Here is a 16,422-nt window from a genome sequence, read left to right as displayed (position 1 = left end):
ATACTCCGAAAAAGCGCAGGAAAGACGGCACTCGGTGCCGTCTTTTTTACCGCTGGATGATAAATACGTTATAGGGCCTATTCTCCTGTGTGCAGGCCTCCCGCGCCCGCTGCACGAGCGGATTGCCGCGCGTGCAGATCGTCACCGCACGGTCGACGGTCTTGAGTGCATCCTCGGGCGTCAGCAATGATTTGAGCTTGTTGTAATCGACCAGCTCGATATCTTCCTCCGTAAAAATCAGAATTCTCATAAAATGCCTCCTTAATGAAATCATAATAAATGATATTTGCATTCATTTTTGCCAAATGGCTGTAAAATACAGCTATAATGAAAACAGAATAGATGCAATCATCATTCAAATTGGAGGGAAAAGCAAAGTATGAGCGCAAAACAGCTTATGCAGACTGCTGCAAAACCCATCAAGGCAAGCATAGCCACCTATACGCTGCGCCTGCCCAGAAACCTGTTGGAACAGCTCCACTATATTGCAGATTACGAGGGACGTTCTGCCAATATGGAGATCATCCAGCTCATCAAAAAACACATCGCCGCGTTTGAAGAAAAATACGGCGAAATCAAAATGAAGTGATTGAAACAGCCCCGCATGAACATGCGGGGCTGTTTTGAACAAATAAGTACAAAAGATGTTAATTTATAACATTCAAAGAAAGAATCGGTTGCCTTTTCCGGTTGAAATGGATGCGGGAATCCGTTATAATAAAAGTGTTTTTCAAGACCCATCATCACTGTAAAGATTTCACAGGAGGTTTCAACCAATATGAGTAAAGTGGATAAACTTGCGGTCAATACCATCCGTGTGCTTTCGGCGGAAGCGATCCAGAAAGCAAACAGCGGCCATCCGGGCCTGCCGCTCGGCAGCGCGCCTATGGCATATACGCTGTGGTCAAAGTATTTGAAGCATAATCCGAAAGACCCGAAATGGGAAAACAGGGATAGGTTCATTTTAAGCGCGGGCCACGCGTCCATGCTGCTGTATTCTCTGCTCCACATGTTCGGCTATCAGGTGTCTATGGAGGATATCAAGAATTTCCGCCAGTGGGGATCCGTAACGCCCGGACATCCGGAATACGGCCTTACGGACGGCGTGGAAGCAACGTCCGGCCCGCTTGGGCAGGGCATCGCGATGGCGGTCGGCTTTGCGATGGCGGAGGCGCACCTCGCGGCGCAGTTCAACAAGCCGGGCTATAATGTGGTAGACCACTACACCTATGCGCTCACGGGCGACGGGTGTCTGCAGGAGGGCGTTTCCGGCGAGGCAAGCTCCTTTGCGGGCACGCAGAAGCTTGGAAAGCTCATCGTGTTGTATGATAAGAACGATATTACCATCGAGGGAAATATCGGTACGGCGTTCGACGAAGATGTGAAAAAGCGCTATAAAGCTTACGGCTGGCAGGTGCTCGAGGTGGAAGACGGCAATGAGGACATGAAAGCCATCGCCGCAGCCATCGAAGAAGCAAAAGCAGAAAAGGAAAAGCCGTCCCTCATTATCGTCAAGACGGCGATCGCATACGGCTGCCCGGCAAAGCAGGGCAGCGAATCCAGCCACGGCTCCCCGCTTGGGCAGGAGAATATCGACGCAATGAAAAAGAACCTCGGCTGGGAATACGAAGAAGCGTTCGTAGTGCCGGAAGAGGTGAAGAAGCATATCGCAGAGCTGCAGGAAGTCTATTCCGCGGAGGAAGCGCAGTGGAAAGACCTCTTTGCGAAATATGAAAAGGAATATCCGGAGCTTGCAAAGGAATATAAGGCCTATATGGCTCCGGTGCCGGAGGATGTGTTCGACGACGCATATTGGAATTTTGAGGATAAGCCGATGGCAACGAGAGACACCTCCAACGTCATCCTGAACAGGCTCGCCGCAAAGGTGCCGAACCTCATGGGCGGCAGCGCGGACCTCGGCCCGGCGAACAAATCCATCATGAAAGAGCGCGCTTGGTTCTCGCCGGAGGACCGCAAAGGAACGAACGTGCACTTCGGCATCCGTGAATTCGCGATGGCGGCGATGTGCAACGGTATGATGCTGCACGGCGGCATCCGTCCGTACTGCGCAACGTTCCTTGTGTTCAGCGATTATATGAAGAGCGCGATCCGTATGTCTGCGCTGATGAAGCTCCCTGTTACGTATGTTCTGTCGCACGACTCCATCGGCGTCGGCGAAGACGGCGCAACACACGAGCCGATCGAGCATCTGGCGGCGCTGCGCGCAACGCCGGGCGTATATATGTGGCGTCCTGCAGACGGACACGAGACGGCGGCGGCTTATAAGGCTGCGATGACGGCGAAAGCGCCGAATGCCATCGCTCTTTCCCGTCAGAACCTGCCCCTGCTGAAGGAAACGGGCGAGGGCGCGCTGCGCGGCGGCTATATCTTAAAGGACGGCGGCGGGAAACCGGACGTGATCCTGATTGGAACGGGCAGCGAGGTAGAGCTGTGCATGAACGCGGCAGAGGAGCTCGGCAAGGAAGGAATTTCCGCCCGCGTAGTCTCCATGCCGTGCATGGACCTGTTCGAAGAGCAGGACGCAGCCTATCAGGAAAGCGTGCTTCCGAACGCGGTGCGCGCAAGAGTAGCGGTAGAAGCGGGTACATCGTTCGGCTGGGCGAAATATGTGGGGCTCGACGGCGGCTATGTGACGGTCGACCACTTCGGCGCTTCCGCTCCGGCGGGCGTGCTGTTCGAGAAATTCGGCTTTACGACGGAAGCGGTCGTCAAAAAAGCAAAAGAAGTGCTCGGAAAATAAAAAGAATAAAAAAGACGCGTCCGGCTTACCGGACGCGTCTTTTTTACATCTGAAAACCAATCGTTAGGCAAGCTGTTAAATTTTGAACGATGGAGAAAAGAAACTTCCTTTCTATCCCCCTTGCAGTGCTATACCTAAGAATCATCGAAATACAAGACATTCATAAGACTTAACTATCCAATATATGCTTCGTTGCCGAATAAAAAAGGCTATGCTATAATCAATTTAGTGATAAATCCTGATAAAATAGGTGGTAAAATGGAATTCTATGAAGCTGTCAATAAAAGAAGAACGGTACGGGAGTTTTTGGATAAAGCGGTCGATTTTGAAATTATCAAAAGAATTCTGAGGGCCGGTAATCAGGCTCCAACATGGAATCATAATCGCAATTGGAGTTATATCATATTAAGAACTGACGAAGAAAAAGAATATGCATTTGAACACGCAAAAAAGATAGCCGGGCGGTTTGATGCTGAAAAGTATCTGAATGCGCCGAGGCCGTATCCGACTACGCTTGCTCAAAAAATGTATGCCTACGCAATGCCAAGACAATATACGATGTTAAAGGATGCACCCTATGTGGTCATCCCCGTATTCAAATCAAAGGAACTGAATGGCGAATATGTGTCTAAGCTGAATTCATTTTCCACAATTTGGTGTGTCATAGAAAACATATTCCTTGCGGCAACCGCCGAGGGATTAGCTTGTTCTATGAGGATCCCGTTGAATGAAGAGCATGATATTGTGAAAGCAAAATTAAAAGTACCTCCCACATATATGATCCCTGTATTTATCGGAATTGGTTACGCAGACCCAGCGGAAAGGGAATTGGAACAGAATATTGCCGATCTTGATAAGCAGCTGCATTTTGGAAGATGGAAATGACCTGACTAACGATGAAAAGGGGCATAAGATGAAAGCTGCCGTAAAAGAAAGAACTGTAAAATCGATCGTCACTCGGTCAAATCTTCCGGTATGCGATTATTCCGTGAATCCTTATGTGGGCTGTACGCATGCCTGCAAGTACTGTTATGCCAGCTTTATGAAGCGCTTTACAGGACATACAGAGCCATGGGGCGATTTCCTTGATGTTAAGCATTGGCCTGAAATCAAAGATCCGCAAAAATATTGTGGAAAAGAATTCTTCGTTGGCTCGGTGACAGACCCCTATAATCCGTTTGAAGAACACTTTGGCAAAACAAGAGAATTTCTTGAGCAAATGCAGGGCAGCGGTGCAAAACTAAGTATACAGACAAAATCTGATTTGATCCTGCGCGATTTAGATTTGATCAAGACTTTTCCCGATGCAAGGGTAGGTTTCAGCATTAACACACTCGATGAAAAATTCAGAGAGGATATGGATCATGCTGTCAGTATTGAACGCAGATTTGCGGCGATGAAAGCGTTTCACGATGCCGGCGTCCGCACGACTTGCTTTATTTCTCCTATTTTCCCCGGTATAACGGATGCAGGCTCGATCATCGACCGTGCCAAGGCTCACTGTAATTTGATTTGGCTGGAAAATCTGAATCTGCGTGGAAGCTATAAAGCTGTGATCATGGACTATATTCGTGACAAATATCCGAAGCTGTTTCCGTTATATCAGGAAATCTATTCTGACGGAAGCAGGCTGTACTGGAAAATGCTTGATGCCTCTTTACATGGATATGCTAAGAAAAATGCACTTGATTATGTCCGAAACGATGATACAATGAAACGCCCATTCAGTGCACCGCCCGTGATGGTAAATTTCTTTTATCATGAAGAAATAAAAAAATCTGCAGGAAAACCGAACCAATAATGAAAAGATTTATCTCCGGAGAGCCGAATAAGAGAGCCAACGAAAAGGATCGGTGCACAAGTCTGTTTATTCCTTTTGGTCCTGCGCCTCCCGCACCAGCATGGGGATCATGTAGCTTAAATTCAGATCAAAGGCCTTTTCCGGCTGCAGGCTTGCCGTTACGTCGTTGTAAAACAGAGCCTTGAATTCACGGGCGAGCATTTCCGCCGTTTTGCCCGCGCGCAGGCCGTCGCGCACCCGCCGCATCGCTTCTTGGTTCCAATAAACGGCCCGTTCGATGAAATTCCGGCACGCTTTTCCCGTAAATAGGCCGCGGTGCGGAACCAAAACAGCCTCCGCGCCGAGCGCCGCAAGCTTCTTGATGGATCGCATCGCAAGCCCGTAGCCCACCAGATAGCAGGGAACGACAAGTCCGCCTCCGGCGTCCACCCCCAGCGTCTCGCACGAGATGAGAAGCTTCTCCTTTTCACACCAAAAGGCGATACAGCATTTCGTATGTCCGGGCGCCTCGACTGTTTCGAGCTTCATGGGGCCGAGCGAGAGCACATCGCCCTCCGAAACGGTTCTGTCAAGCCGCAGTCTATCTATGCGGTCGTCATACGGATAGGCGCCCGCAAGCCGGGCGGCGTTGTCGTTCATCTCCCGCATCACAGCCCGCGCGGAGGGTTTTGCAAAAATTTTTTCCGCGTATGCGCTGCCCACGATCTGCACATCCGGCCATTCGTCCCGCACGAAAACGCTGCCCGAAGCATGGTCGTAGTGCGAATGGGTCAGCAGCACATACCGCAGGGGACGGCCGCAAAGCCGCTCCCTGATTTTGGCGGCCATACGTTCCGCGCAGAACGCAAAGCCGGAATCGATAAGCGCGCAGCCCTCCTCCGTTTCGAGCAAAAACGCTTCGCCGCCGGGCGCGCCGCTCACATCTGTTATCGTATACATTTCAATGCTCCCTCAAAGCTCCCGCAGTCCCGCCGCCGGAGCATATTCCGGGCACTATTATAATCCATGCGCGCGGGGGCGCGCAAGGCGCTATTGTACTTCCTGCAAAAATGATGTATATTTAAACTGTTGAAATTTTGTGTAAATTTGTGTAAAGGACAGGACAAAAATGGCAGAACAAAAGCTGCGGGGGAGCTTTTCCAATTTTCCGGTGAACCCGGAGGATGCGGAAATGATCAACTTTGACGTGGTCGTCAAAATCGGCTCTATGGCTCTCATCCGCAAGGAAGACAATGACATCGACTACAATATCTTTTCGAGGCTCGCCGCCAGCCTGAAGCCGGGCTATATCCTCGTTTCGTCCGGCGCGGCGGAGATCGGGCGCATCGACTATATGAAGCGCAACGGCGGACGCGAGCTCAAGGGCAATCTTGCGGCGATCAAAACGGCGTACTCCGCGCAGGGGCAGCCGATTCTGATGGAGATGTACCGCCAGTTCGTGAACCCCAAATATTCAGTGCGGCAGGTGCTTGTGGAGCACAGCCATTTCAACGACGCGCGCAAGGTGAACCATATCCGCAATCTGCTTTTCTCGGCGGCGAACCAGAACGCCATCCCCATCGTCAACTATAACGACGCGGTGTCCGATACCGAAAATATGAAGCTTGAGCTGCGCGACCTCAAGCGCAAAACGGACCACGTTGTGGAATGCGTGGACAACGACGAGACCGCCGCGGTCATCGCACGGCTCGTGAATGCGCGCATCCTCGTGCTCCTCACAAGCGTGGAGGGCATCTATGCAGACCCAAAGGATCCGTCCACCCTCATCGAGGAAGTGACGGGCGGCACCTATGAAGAGGTGGAGCAGAAAATAGACGCCATGATGGAAAACTGCAGCGGCGCGTCCCGGCAGGGGGCGAACGGCGCAAAGGCCAAGCTCCAGTTCGCAAAGGGGCCGCTGCGGAACGGCACGACGGTCATCATCGCGCACGCGCGGCATAAGCTGTCCGACATTATCAAGGGGAATGTAAAACGCACGCTCCTGCATGTGGAATAAGGAGGAAGCTATGGATCACGAAACCCTGTATCAGGCGATTTTTCATCGGTGCTCAGTTCGCAAATACGACGCAGCTCCGCTCCCGAAACAAACGCTTGAAGAGCTGCGTTCGTTTATGAGCGGGCTCCTGCCGCTGCTCCCGGAAATCAAAACAGAGCTTAAGCTGCTGGGGCCGGACAGCATCAAAATAAATGCGCCGCACGCCGTATGCCTGTATTCTGAAAAAAAGGACGGCTGGCGCATGAACGCCGGTTTTCTGATGGAGCAGATCGACCTCTACCTCTCGGCGGGCAATATCGGCGCGTGCTGGCTCGGCATGATCAAGCCGGACAAAGGAAAGACTGCTCCGCCGGAAGGGATGGAATGGCTGGCGACGCTATGCTTTGGTACGCCCGCACAGCCCATGCACCGCACGGGCGCAGAGCAGTTCAAGCGAAAGAGCCTGAACGAGATATCCGGGCTGACGGACCTCTATCATGTGCTTGAGGCGGCGCGCCTCGCGCCCTCCGCTATGAACAGCCAGCCCTGCTTTTACAGCGGCGACACACACAGCATCGTGGTGAGCCGGAAAAAGAACCTGATGCTCGGCAAGCTGAACCAGATCGATACAGGCATCGCACTGTGCTGCCTGTGGCTCTCTCTGCTGCATCAGGGCATGACGGCGGAATTCTCCTTTGAACCGCAGCCCGTGCCCGAAAAGCACATTTTTATGGCTTCGGTCAAAACCGGAAAATAAACGGCGCGCAGCGTTGTGCTGTCTGCGCGAAGCATAAAAAAGAGCCTTTCGGCTCTTTTTTCCGTTTGTTTCTTATTTCCTGCATGCCAGCTTGCCGGAGCAGGCTTCCGCAAACAACGCGACGCCCCCGACAATGAGATAAAACGCGAAGATCCATTCCAACGTAAAGAACCCTGTGATCGGCGCGCAGATGATCAAAATACCTAAGATCAGATTGATGATACCGCTTGCGAGTATCCATCCCGTTCCCGGTTCACCTGCACGCTTGAACGCTCCGTAGGAAGATATCTGCGCGATACCGCCGAACAGAGCGAAAAAGCCGATGATAAACGAGAACGTGGACAGCATATTCAGCTTGCCGATGTGGCTTCCCAGCGCCTCGATCAAAATCAAAAGGCCGATCAGCGTGAAAATAATACCGTTGGCCAGCGTCCAGCCGTTTCTGAGGTCAGGATGGGTCCGCACATAAGCGATGATCTCAAAAATGCCGTACACAATAAAGCCAGCCGTTACGAAATACCCAATGCCGATTCCCATCGTATAGGGAGCCAAAAGAATCAGGACGCCGATCACGACCATGCAGATCGCAATCACGATCCCCGCCGTTTTATTGCCGCCGCTCATCTTCCGCGCTATGCCGTTCATATCCATTCTGGACTTAGGCGGCTCCTCATTGGAGCTCGGGTCATTTGGACCACGGCTGCCCCATGTTTCATCAGACATCATATCGATTTTCCTCCTTCATGCCCGTATGGGCGTATCGGTCTTGCCGGATACTCCGGCTTTCTTTTTTATTAAACGGATTTCCGCCCGTTTAAACAACGGGAAAACAAAAAGGCTCTCCGCTTTCGCGAAAGGGCCGTTTGCCGCCGCTTCAAACACGGCGCTTTTATTGTTCCAATATGCTTCCGTCCGTATCTACGATGGTCACGTTCCACGGGATCATTTTTCCGCAGTTTTTCAGCGCCTCTGTTGCCGCGAGGGCAAGACCACCGCAGCAGGGTACGGACATCCGCACGATCGTCACGCTCCTGATGTCGTTTTGCTTCAGGATATCCGTCAGCTTTTCGGTGTATTCCGCATCGTCGAGCTTAGGGCAGCCGATCAGCGTCACTTTCCCGCGGATAAAATCATTGTGGAAATTACCGTACGCGAACGCGGTGCAGTCCGCGGCAATGAGTAAATGAGCGCCGTTGAAATAGGGGGCGTTCACCGGAACGAGCTGAAGCTGTACCGGCCATTGGGAAAGCTGAGACTCCATTGCCGCGCTTTGTGACGGGGCCGCGGGCGCAGAACTCAGCCTGCGGTCGATGACTTTGGTGCGCATGCCGGGGCACCCTCCCGGAATAGGGGGCGTTTGTTTGGCCTCCATGTTCTTCCTGACTGCCTCCGCGTCATACGCCGCGGCCTCGCGTTCTTCAAAAGAGATCGCGTCCGTCGGGCATACGGGCAGGCAGTCGCCGAGCCCATCGCAGTAATCGTCGCGCAGGAGCTTCGCTTTCCCGCCGACGATACCGATCGCCCCCTCGTGACAGGCCTGCGCGCACAGTCCGCAGCCGTTGCATTTTTCTGCATCTATCCGAATGATTTTCCGTTTCATTTCGATCACCTCGTTGCTTTGATATTCTTATCATACCAGATGCCCGGGGAAAAGATGTTGCAAATGCAACAAAATTATCGGCGGGATTTTTTTCTGTGCGACGGTATGCTTATTTCCCGAAAGCCCTCGCCGGTGATCTCGCCTGCGTCTCCTACAATAATAAAGGCGTCCGGGTCAAGCTCGTGAATGAGATGATAGACTTTGTATACCTCCGGGCGGCGGACGGCGCACAGCAGTACCTCGCCCTCCGCGCCGCTGTAGCTGCCGCGCGACTTGAGTTCGGTCACGCCCCGCTCCATTTTTGTCAGGATCTCCTGTGCGATCTCTTTGTTTTTAGGAGAGATGATAAACATCATTTTTCCCGTGCCGAGGCTCGTGCCGTAAAGCACTGCGTCGATGACGCGGGAGGTGATGAAAATAACGAGAACGGCATAAAGCGGGCCTTCAAATTCGCGGTATACCACCGCGGAGATCAAAACGACGATCACGTCCAGCACCATGATGAGCTTGCCGAGAGACAGATGCGGGAAGCGTATGGCAAGGAGGTTCGCCGCAAGCTCCGTGCCGCCCGTCGTTCCGCCGCGCATCAGGATGAGCGCGAGGCCAAGCCCGGCGAACAAACCGCCGAATACGACGGTAATGAGGGGCTGGCCCGTATAGGCGGGCATGATCCCGGCCGTCGCGTCGATCACAACGGAAGACAAAATGGTGGCGACCACCGTTTTGATTACGAAGTGGTATCCGAAGAACAGAAAACCAAAAATGAACAAGGGAATGTTCATCACAAGGATCATGGTACCGATCGGCAGATCGAACGCGTAATTCAGCATCGTCGCAATACCGGTCAGACCGCCGGGGGCAATGTTGTTCGGCGCGGTAAAGATATTGACTGAGGCAGCATACAGCAGGCTGCCGAGCAAAAACAACACGCCGTCGAAAATATGCTCTTTTATTTTTGAGGAACGCAGCTTCATTCCTGTTTCTCTCCCTTCTGCTTCAAGCAAGACTGCATTTATCATACTCTTTTCCTATAAACAGGAAAAGCGCCGCCGTATTAAAATTCCGTTAAGATTTAGAAAAGATCCGCGGAAAGAAAATGCGCCGTTCCATGACAGAAAATCAGAAAGGCCCGCAAAAAGCGGGCCTTTCGATGCAAGTACGCCGGTCTGCCGGAAAAGCGGGGCTTATCCAAACGGCGCGGGAGCATCAGCCGACGCATTTCCCGCAGGGGTCAAGCCCCCGTGCAAGTGCTTCCTCCAAGCTGCACGGATAATAGGTTCCATTGCCGCAGGGATTGGCATAGTGGTATTTTGAGCCCGTCCGCGTATAGTAAACAGTCCTGCCGCCGCTTGGTTCGGACGGCTCGGCCGCAGCCTGAACGGCAGCAGCGGAGCTCTCCTCCATGTTTTTGGCTGCAAGCTCTTCGCTCGCCCTGCTTTCCTGTTCGGTCCGAAGAGCTTCATAAGCCTGCTCAAGCTCCGCATGCTTACGCGTCAACACATCGTGCTCGGCGGTCAGGGAAGCTTTTTCTGCTGTTACCGTTTCTAACTCTGCCTGCGCCTGTGCTAAATCGTCAGTCAGGCTCTCGTTTTGTTCCTCAAGCATACCGACGGTCTCCTGAAGCGTCTCGGCGGACGCCGCTTTTTCAGATAAGACCTTGTTCTGTACGCCTGCGGCATAATTGGATATACCGAGAGAAATACATACTACGGCAAAAGCGATCGCCACGATCAAGAGAAACACACGGAGAAATTTTACGTTGCTCAAAAGATCTTTCATAAAAAATACCCCCTTTATAATTCGTGGATTTTCGTAACAAAAAAGCACGGGCTCCCGTGCTTGCGTTCTGTCTGAAAAATAGCGGCGCGCTGCCAAGCGCACGATTTGTAAAACAGGCCCATCCTTTTCCGTTCCCACCTTTATCTGTTTACACGATATCACAAAAAAGGCGCGGAATCAACCGCGGCTCTGTGCGGACACAGAAAAACAGGCATACGCCGCCGGAAAGGGCGCATAATCTTCCTGCCGCCGCAGCCTAAAACAAAAAGCGGCATGCACAGCATGCCGCAGTCGAATCAATTATTTTTGCCTTCCGGCCTTATCCTGTATTGCCCTGTCAGCTTTTTCCACAGCCTCGCGGGTCTTCTCCGAAGCCTTGCTGATCCCCTCTTTCGTCTTTTCCGAGGCGATACTCACACCCTCGCGCGTTTTGTCCGCGACTTTTTTGAAAGCATCGTCGATCTTTCTGCCGGCGTCCTCTAATTTTCCCATGCATAACACCTCCCTTTGTGTTCTGATTTTAATATAACCATAAAATCCGGAACGGAAACAAAAAAGCCGTTCCCTGCGGACGTAAAAACGGCTGTGACCGAAAAGGCTCCCTTACGGGAGCCGGAATAAGGTGGGGAATCTATATAAAACGCCGGAGGCGGTGTTTTTGGACTCCCCCGGGCGCAGGGCCCTTCGCCCGAAGGAGAATTTTGATGTTTTTAAGATAACCGGTTTTCATGAACCCGATGTGAAACAGGTTTGAATAAATTGTAAAGAAGATGTCGATTTTCACACATAATTTATCCGTGGAAAAATCGGCACTGTTTTTATGTAAGAGATCCGTTCCGAAATAGAACGATCCTCCGTGTTATTTTTTACGATAGGGAGAGAAACGGGAAAAATTCATAAAAATTTTGCAGGGTTTCGTTATTTTTCCGGCAGCTTCTTTTGTTTTCCGCTGATTTCCCGCAGTATGATCTTCACGATACCGGTGCGCGAGAGTGATCTGCGGATGGCTTCGTCAAAGCCCGCCATATTGTCCGCCGCATATTTCCCGCAGATCAGGCGCAGGGCATAAATCTTTTCTTCGTCATCTGTTACGGTTTCCGCCCGCCCGAATGCGACCGTGCTTTGGTATGCCGTGGAAAATTGCTCGGGGATCGGCACGACACCGTCCGCACAGACGAGGCACACCTCCGGCTCGTGCTCCAAGCATTCGAGCTTATAGCCAGCGGGAGCGCAATGGAAATAGACTGTATCTCCGGAAACGGCGGGAGATATGGGAACAGCATAAGGCTTCCCGTCCGGCCCTGTCATGGAAAGCACCGCATATTCGCATCCGGCAAGCAGCCTGCGCGCTTCTTCTTCTGTCGTCGCACGTTCTTTTCGTCTCATTTCCCGCATTGTTTTTCTCCGCCTTTTGTTTTTTAACAGTATATCATAAAAACGGGTTTGCCGTTGCGGAAATAAAAAGGGGAAAGCGCGGAGCCGCTTTCCCCCGCCCCTTAGGAGCCGAGAATTTTTTCCAAATCCTCACTGGGCGTCGAGATCGGGCTGATACTGAACTTTTCCACGAGGAGCTTAAGCACGTTTGGCGATACGAATGCGGGCAGCGTGGGGCCGAGATAAATATTTTTGATACCAAGAGAAAACAATGTCAGCAGAATACATACCGCTTTTTGCTCGTACCACGAAAGCACCATGGAAAGCGGCAGGTCGTTCACGCCGCATCCGAATACGTCCGCAAGTGCTGTGGCCACCTGAATGGCGGAATATGCGTCGTTGCACTGGCCCATGTCCATGATGCGCGGCAGCCCTGCCACCGTGCCGAGGTCGAGGTCGTTGAAGCGGTATTTCCCGCAGGCCAGTGTCAGGATCACAGAGTCGTCCGGCGTTTGTTTGACAAATTCAGTATAATAGTTCCGGCCGGGCTTCGCGCCGTCGCAGCCGCCTACGAGAAAAAAGTGTTTGATCGTTCCGGACTTTACTGCGTCCACCACCTTGTCTGCAACGGAAAGCACGGTATCCACGCCAAAACCGGGCGTCAGCACATGCCCGCCGTTCAGCCCGCTCATCTCGCGTTTTTCCGCATAGCCGCCGAGCGCGAGAGCCTTTTCGATCACGGGCGTGAAATCTTTCCGCTCATCGATATGCGTCATGCCGGGATAGCCCACCACAGAGGTAGTGAATATGCGGTCCGAATAGGAGGGCGCCGGCGGCATCAGACAGTTCGTTGTAAAAAGGATAGGCGCGGGGACGTCCGCAAATTCTTTTTTCTGATTTTGCCATGCCGTGCCGAAATTGCCCCTGAGATGCGCATATTTTTTTAACTCCGGATATGCGTGAGCGGGCAGCATTTCACCGTGCGTATAGACGTTTATGCCCTTGCCCTCCGTCTGCTCAAGCAGCAGCTTTAAATCGTGCAGATCGTGTCCGGTCACGATGATAAACGGCCCCGCTTCGATGTCTGTGGAAACGGGCGTAGGCTCGGGCTTCCCGTATGCGCCTACGTTCGCATCATTTAAAAGCGCCATACACTTGAGATTCACCCGCCCGCATTCCATCACGAGGGCGAGCCGTTCGTCCGCCGTCAGGTCTTTCGCAAGAGACGCGAGCCCCTTGTAAAAGAATGCGTTCACCTCCGGGTCCTCTTTACCGAGCACGCGTGCATGATGGGCGTATGCCGCCATGCCGCGCATACCGAACAGCAGAAGCGATTCAAGGCTTCGCACGTCCTCGTCCGCATGCCACACATCCGCCGCCGCGAACGGGCAGCTGCCGCCGTAGCTGCGGATCAGCGCGTCGCCCCGGCTGCACAGCGCCTCGATATCCGCGTCGTCAAAATTTACGTTCGTGATGGTCGTAAACAGGCCGTCTATCATAAAATCATCCGTTTCGGCGTCGTGCGGTTTTCCCTCCGCAGCGCAGGCAAGCTCTACTAATTTCGAGGTAAGCTCATCCTGTAAAAGCGCTGTATCTATTTTTTTACCGCATACTCCGCCGCGGGTACACCCTGTACCGTTCGCGGTCTGTTCACATTGAAAACAAAACATTTCCATTTCAAATATCCTCCTGATAAATTTCTACATTCATACCCTGCCGTTGCGTTCTGTAAACAAGAATAGTACAATAAGAACAAATAATATGTTGCATTTGCAACAAAAAGGAACGGGAATGGAACGATATTATGAAGTCCTGCGGAAAAATGAACTGTTTAAGGACGCGGGAGCGGAGGAGCTGCGCTCTATGCTTGCCTGTCTTGGATATACGGTCAGGCAGTACCCCAAAAACGATATGATCTGGAACGTTGGCGCAGACGCGCGCAGCTTCGGCATCGTCCTTGCAGGGCAGGCGCAGGTGATACGCGAGGATTGGGACGGCGCGCGCAGCATCATAGCCGCGGTCCCGCCGGGCGGCGTGTTCGGAGAGGCATTTGCGTGTGCGGGAATAGAAAAAAGTCCGGTCGCCGTCCGCGCGGGAGTGGACAGTACGGTGCTCTTTTTGCGCGCAGAAAAGCTCCTGACCGTATGCAGCAGCGCCTGCGGGTTCCACAGCAGGCTGATCCGCCGCCTTACGCGTATGCTGGCGCGGAAAAATATTGAGCTTAACCGCAAAATAGAATTTATGGGCCGGCACACTACAAAAGAAAAGCTCATGGCCTATCTGCTTTGGGAATATGGACGGCAGGGCAGGAACCCATTTTCAATCGCCTTCAGCCGCGCCGAGCTCGCAGATTATCTCGGGGTGGACCGCAGCGCTATGTCGCGCGAGCTATCGCGCATGAAGCGGAAGGGAATCATCGACTACTGGAAAAACAGCTTTAAGCTGCTCGTGCCTGAAAAAGAGGAAAAGTGATTGAAAGCAGCTGCTTGCCTGTTATTGCATCTGCAGCGGCCCACTGCCCTTTTCAGCAGAAAAATGCTGAGCGGATAATCGAAATCTCCGGTTGATGCATTTTCGTCCCGATAATACCTGTGATGACAGAGCACATAAAGGTATGATTTCATTAATTGCGATGATGAAAAAGAGAAACAATTATGATGAAAAAGCAAAATAAAACGGCTGCCTGCGCAGCCGTTTTATGATAAATTCAGTTTATCCACTCGGCAATTCTCTGCGCGGCGGCCTCCTGCTGCGCGGCGGGAGAGAGCGTGGCCTCACCGTCGCCCTCCTGCGCGCCATAGCTGCCGAAGCCCGCGTGATTGCCACCCTCTATTTCAGAAAAAATGGTGTCTGCGGGAAAGGAGGGAAGCGCCGCATCATATTTTTCCCGGTTCAGCACGCCGTCGTTTGAGGCAGTGAGGGAAAGGGCCCTAAGGCCGCTCCGCGAAAGGTCGGAATTGGGATAAGCCGCAAGGAACACGACCCCCGAAATACGCTCGTCCTTTGCGGCGTAATCCGCCGCCATCACACCGCCGAGCGAATGCCCGCCGATCGTCCAGCTTTCTATCTCCGGATAAGCGTCAAGCACCTTTGACGCTCCGCCGCTGCCGAAGACCGCGAGGTCAAACGGCATTCTTACGATCACGGAAAAAATTCCCTCATCCGCAAGCGCATGCGCGAAATAGGCGTAGGCCTCAGCGTCCACCTTGCCGCCCGGATAAAAGATGAATCCGCGGCCGGCCAGCTGCTCCGACGGCGAAAAAACGATCCTGTCGCCCATATCCTCAACTGTTACGGTTTCGGTGGACATGAGCGCGCCAAGCGCCTCCTCGTTGGGCGGATGGCTGCCGGTCAGCAAATAGACCAGCAGGACAGCACATACGGCCGCCGCTGCACACACGGCGATCAGAAGCTTTCTTTTTTTCTTTTTCATCAAACGACACCTCCGTTTTTGTCAGACGGGCGCTCAACGTACCGCCGGAACCCCGAGCGGTCTGGTGAACCAGTCGACGCATTGCCAATTTTCATGCTTCGTCACCCTGTTGAACGCGCTGCGGAAAAACGTGTCGATCGCGGCGTCGGGCTCCGGGTAGGAAAGCGCGTCCTCAAGCGAAAGAAAATATTCCATTTTCTGCGGACTCCAAACAGCCCTATCCGGCGCTGCCGCCATATCGTCCTTGATGAATGGGTAAGGCATGATAAAGAATGACGGAGCCGCAAGGTTCTCGTCTCCGGCCCAAAAACCAAATTCAATAAACTGTTCGTCAAATCCGTTCGTTCCGATCACTCCGCCGCCCGGATAAGGGCTGGGCTTGCCGGAAAAAAGTATCGCCGAAACGTCGAACGTACCCCAGAAAAATGCGGGAAGCAGCTTTTTTCCGCGAAACGGCGATGTGAATCTGAGAAGCGCATTGCGCGCATATACGTACATGCGGAAAAAATCCCGTGCCGCACAGCCGTCGTAATCCCGTTTGGTGCGGTCGTCATAAAACGGGATCCTTGTGCTCATTTCCTGCGGCAGCGCATTGATCGGCGTATCGCATGCCAGCGTATGGAGCATCTTTTGGAAATCATTGTAATACTCGCTGACAGATGTGTTGCCGCGCAGCGAAAGCCCTGCTGTCTCGCCGGAGACTGTCTGTGCAAATGCGGTCGATGTGTCAAGATTCAGAGAAACGGAAAAGCTGTTTTCCCCGTTCGGGATCAGCCCGGTCGTCAGCCCCTGTGCGGTAAAATACAGCACGACGTGCCCCCATTCGGGCTGCGCGGGCATGCGCGCAAGCTTGACCTTACCCATCATCTGCGTGATCATGTGCAGGGTATACGCTGTTTCTGCCCACTCGTTGTAATCGATTTTTTTTATCATAATAAAAAG

General features: G+C 52.7%; 18 protein-coding genes. 7 read left to right on the top strand and 11 right to left on the bottom strand.

The features are described from left to right. Positions 1 to 46: 46 nt before the first annotated feature. Entirely contained in the window at positions 47 to 250 is a 204-nt protein-coding gene (locus PUP29_RS07455) for a hypothetical protein (RefSeq protein WP_079546472.1), read from the bottom strand. Positions 251 to 379: 129 nt separating this feature from the next. Here PUP29_RS07455 and PUP29_RS07450 point away from each other — a divergent pair, with 129 nt between their 5' ends. From PUP29_RS07450 to PUP29_RS07435, 4 genes are all read left to right on the top strand, one after another. Beyond that, positions 380 to 589 carry an Arc family DNA-binding protein gene (locus PUP29_RS07450; protein WP_353422867.1) on the top strand — a complete coding sequence of 70 codons (210 nt, stop codon included), beginning with the start codon at positions 380 to 382 and terminating at the stop codon, positions 587 to 589. A 189-nt stretch (positions 590 to 778) separates the two neighbouring features. Further along, on the top strand, positions 779 to 2,761 hold the full coding sequence (gene tkt / locus PUP29_RS07445) for a transketolase (RefSeq protein ID WP_079546473.1): 1,983 nt from the start codon (positions 779 to 781) through the stop codon (positions 2,759 to 2,761). A gap of 258 nt (positions 2,762 to 3,019) precedes the next feature. Beyond that, complete coding sequence (locus PUP29_RS07440) at positions 3,020 to 3,646, top strand: nitroreductase family protein (protein WP_353422865.1); 627 nt, start codon at positions 3,020 to 3,022, stop codon at positions 3,644 to 3,646. Between the two features lie 28 nt (positions 3,647 to 3,674). Next, positions 3,675 to 4,562: a radical SAM mobile pair protein B gene (locus tag PUP29_RS07435; protein ID WP_079547820.1), complete on the top strand. Its 888-nt coding sequence runs from the start codon at positions 3,675 to 3,677 to the stop codon at positions 4,560 to 4,562. 66 nt (positions 4,563 to 4,628) lie between these two features. Here the strand turns inward: PUP29_RS07435 and PUP29_RS07430 are convergent, their stop codons facing one another. Beyond that, a complete protein-coding gene (locus PUP29_RS07430; RefSeq protein WP_079546475.1) occupies positions 4,629 to 5,501 on the bottom strand; it encodes an MBL fold metallo-hydrolase in 873 nt (290 codons plus the stop codon). A 169-nt stretch (positions 5,502 to 5,670) separates the two neighbouring features. Here PUP29_RS07430 and PUP29_RS07425 point away from each other — a divergent pair, with 169 nt between their 5' ends. Then, entirely contained in the window at positions 5,671 to 6,558 is an 888-nt protein-coding gene (locus PUP29_RS07425; RefSeq protein WP_353422864.1) for a uridylate kinase, read from the top strand. A 10-nt stretch (positions 6,559 to 6,568) separates the two neighbouring features. After that, positions 6,569 to 7,294, top strand: a complete 726-nt coding sequence (locus tag PUP29_RS07420; protein WP_353422862.1) for a nitroreductase family protein — start codon at positions 6,569 to 6,571, stop codon at positions 7,292 to 7,294. 72 nt (positions 7,295 to 7,366) lie between these two features. Here PUP29_RS07420 and PUP29_RS07415 read toward each other — a convergent pair whose 3' ends face one another. The 7 genes from PUP29_RS07415 to hcp all read right to left on the bottom strand — a co-directional run bounded on the left by PUP29_RS07415 (position 7,367) and on the right by hcp (position 13,723). Continuing rightward, positions 7,367 to 8,020 (bottom strand): HdeD family acid-resistance protein, encoded by a 654-nt coding sequence (locus tag PUP29_RS07415; RefSeq protein WP_079546477.1) that lies wholly within the window; start codon positions 8,018 to 8,020, stop codon positions 7,367 to 7,369. 163 nt (positions 8,021 to 8,183) lie between these two features. Continuing rightward, positions 8,184 to 8,894, bottom strand: a complete 711-nt coding sequence (locus PUP29_RS07410; RefSeq protein ID WP_079546478.1) for an ATP-binding protein — start codon at positions 8,892 to 8,894, stop codon at positions 8,184 to 8,186. A 74-nt stretch (positions 8,895 to 8,968) separates the two neighbouring features. Further along, positions 8,969 to 9,913 (bottom strand): YitT family protein, encoded by a 945-nt coding sequence (locus PUP29_RS07405; RefSeq protein WP_353422861.1) that lies wholly within the window; start codon positions 9,911 to 9,913, stop codon positions 8,969 to 8,971. Between the two features lie 187 nt (positions 9,914 to 10,100). Next, positions 10,101 to 10,673: a hypothetical protein gene (locus PUP29_RS07400; RefSeq protein ID WP_353422860.1), complete on the bottom strand. Its 573-nt coding sequence runs from the start codon at positions 10,671 to 10,673 to the stop codon at positions 10,101 to 10,103. Between the two features lie 300 nt (positions 10,674 to 10,973). Further along, on the bottom strand, positions 10,974 to 11,165 hold the full coding sequence (locus PUP29_RS07395) for a hypothetical protein (RefSeq protein WP_079546480.1): 192 nt from the start codon (positions 11,163 to 11,165) through the stop codon (positions 10,974 to 10,976). Positions 11,166 to 11,591: 426 nt separating this feature from the next. Then, the gene (locus PUP29_RS07390) at positions 11,592 to 12,068 is read right to left on the bottom strand and encodes a pyridoxamine 5'-phosphate oxidase family protein (protein WP_079546481.1); all 477 of its coding nucleotides are present in this window, start codon (positions 12,066 to 12,068) and stop codon (positions 11,592 to 11,594) included. Between the two features lie 101 nt (positions 12,069 to 12,169). Then, on the bottom strand, positions 12,170 to 13,723 hold the full coding sequence (gene hcp, locus PUP29_RS07385) for a hydroxylamine reductase (protein WP_353422859.1): 1,554 nt from the start codon (positions 13,721 to 13,723) through the stop codon (positions 12,170 to 12,172). Positions 13,724 to 13,838: 115 nt separating this feature from the next. Between hcp and PUP29_RS07380 the strand changes: the two genes are divergently transcribed. Beyond that, positions 13,839 to 14,519 carry a Crp/Fnr family transcriptional regulator gene (locus PUP29_RS07380; protein ID WP_353422858.1) on the top strand — a complete coding sequence of 227 codons (681 nt, stop codon included), beginning with the start codon at positions 13,839 to 13,841 and terminating at the stop codon, positions 14,517 to 14,519. Positions 14,520 to 14,754: 235 nt separating this feature from the next. Here PUP29_RS07380 and PUP29_RS07375 read toward each other — a convergent pair whose 3' ends face one another. Next, complete coding sequence (locus PUP29_RS07375; protein WP_353422857.1) at positions 14,755 to 15,480, bottom strand: alpha/beta hydrolase; 726 nt, start codon at positions 15,478 to 15,480, stop codon at positions 14,755 to 14,757. A 33-nt stretch (positions 15,481 to 15,513) separates the two neighbouring features. Then, positions 15,514 to 16,413 carry a DUF5996 family protein gene (locus PUP29_RS07370; protein WP_079546485.1) on the bottom strand — a complete coding sequence of 300 codons (900 nt, stop codon included), beginning with the start codon at positions 16,411 to 16,413 and terminating at the stop codon, positions 15,514 to 15,516. Between the last annotated feature and the right edge of the window lie 9 nt (positions 16,414 to 16,422).

It is taken from the genome of Christensenella massiliensis, assembly GCF_040409835.1.
Lineage (GTDB): Bacteria > Bacillota > Clostridia > Christensenellales > Christensenellaceae > Christensenella > Christensenella massiliensis.
Note: the sequence above shows the minus strand (reverse complement) of the source record. Positions and strands in the feature narration are given on the sequence as shown.

What these genes read in the sequence shown, in the direction of transcription:
- hcp (WP_353422859.1), bottom strand. Translation starts at nt 13,723, where the DNA reads ATGGAAATGTTTTGTTTTCAATGTGAACAGACCGCGAACGGTACAGGG.
- PUP29_RS07375 (WP_353422857.1), bottom strand. Translation starts at nt 15,480, where the DNA reads ATGAAAAAGAAAAAAAGAAAGCTTCTGATCGCCGTGTGTGCAGCGGCG.
- PUP29_RS07455 (WP_079546472.1), bottom strand. Translation starts at nt 250, where the DNA reads ATGAGAATTCTGATTTTTACGGAGGAAGATATCGAGCTGGTCGATTAC.
- PUP29_RS07435 (WP_079547820.1), top strand. Translation starts at nt 3,675, where the DNA reads ATGAAAGCTGCCGTAAAAGAAAGAACTGTAAAATCGATCGTCACTCGG.
- PUP29_RS07410 (WP_079546478.1), bottom strand. Translation starts at nt 8,894, where the DNA reads ATGAAACGGAAAATCATTCGGATAGATGCAGAAAAATGCAACGGCTGC.
- PUP29_RS07380 (WP_353422858.1), top strand. Translation starts at nt 13,839, where the DNA reads ATGGAACGATATTATGAAGTCCTGCGGAAAAATGAACTGTTTAAGGAC.
- PUP29_RS07390 (WP_079546481.1), bottom strand. Translation starts at nt 12,068, where the DNA reads ATGCGGGAAATGAGACGAAAAGAACGTGCGACGACAGAAGAAGAAGCG.
- tkt (WP_079546473.1), top strand. Translation starts at nt 779, where the DNA reads ATGAGTAAAGTGGATAAACTTGCGGTCAATACCATCCGTGTGCTTTCG.
- PUP29_RS07405 (WP_353422861.1), bottom strand. Translation starts at nt 9,913, where the DNA reads ATGATAAATGCAGTCTTGCTTGAAGCAGAAGGGAGAGAAACAGGAATG.
- PUP29_RS07370 (WP_079546485.1), bottom strand. Translation starts at nt 16,413, where the DNA reads ATGATAAAAAAAATCGATTACAACGAGTGGGCAGAAACAGCGTATACC.
- PUP29_RS07425 (WP_353422864.1), top strand. Translation starts at nt 5,671, where the DNA reads ATGGCAGAACAAAAGCTGCGGGGGAGCTTTTCCAATTTTCCGGTGAAC.
- PUP29_RS07420 (WP_353422862.1), top strand. Translation starts at nt 6,569, where the DNA reads ATGGATCACGAAACCCTGTATCAGGCGATTTTTCATCGGTGCTCAGTT.
- PUP29_RS07400 (WP_353422860.1), bottom strand. Translation starts at nt 10,673, where the DNA reads ATGAAAGATCTTTTGAGCAACGTAAAATTTCTCCGTGTGTTTCTCTTG.
- PUP29_RS07415 (WP_079546477.1), bottom strand. Translation starts at nt 8,020, where the DNA reads ATGATGTCTGATGAAACATGGGGCAGCCGTGGTCCAAATGACCCGAGC.
- PUP29_RS07450 (WP_353422867.1), top strand. Translation starts at nt 380, where the DNA reads ATGAGCGCAAAACAGCTTATGCAGACTGCTGCAAAACCCATCAAGGCA.
- PUP29_RS07440 (WP_353422865.1), top strand. Translation starts at nt 3,020, where the DNA reads ATGGAATTCTATGAAGCTGTCAATAAAAGAAGAACGGTACGGGAGTTT.
- PUP29_RS07430 (WP_079546475.1), bottom strand. Translation starts at nt 5,501, where the DNA reads ATGTATACGATAACAGATGTGAGCGGCGCGCCCGGCGGCGAAGCGTTT.
- PUP29_RS07395 (WP_079546480.1), bottom strand. Translation starts at nt 11,165, where the DNA reads ATGGGAAAATTAGAGGACGCCGGCAGAAAGATCGACGATGCTTTCAAA.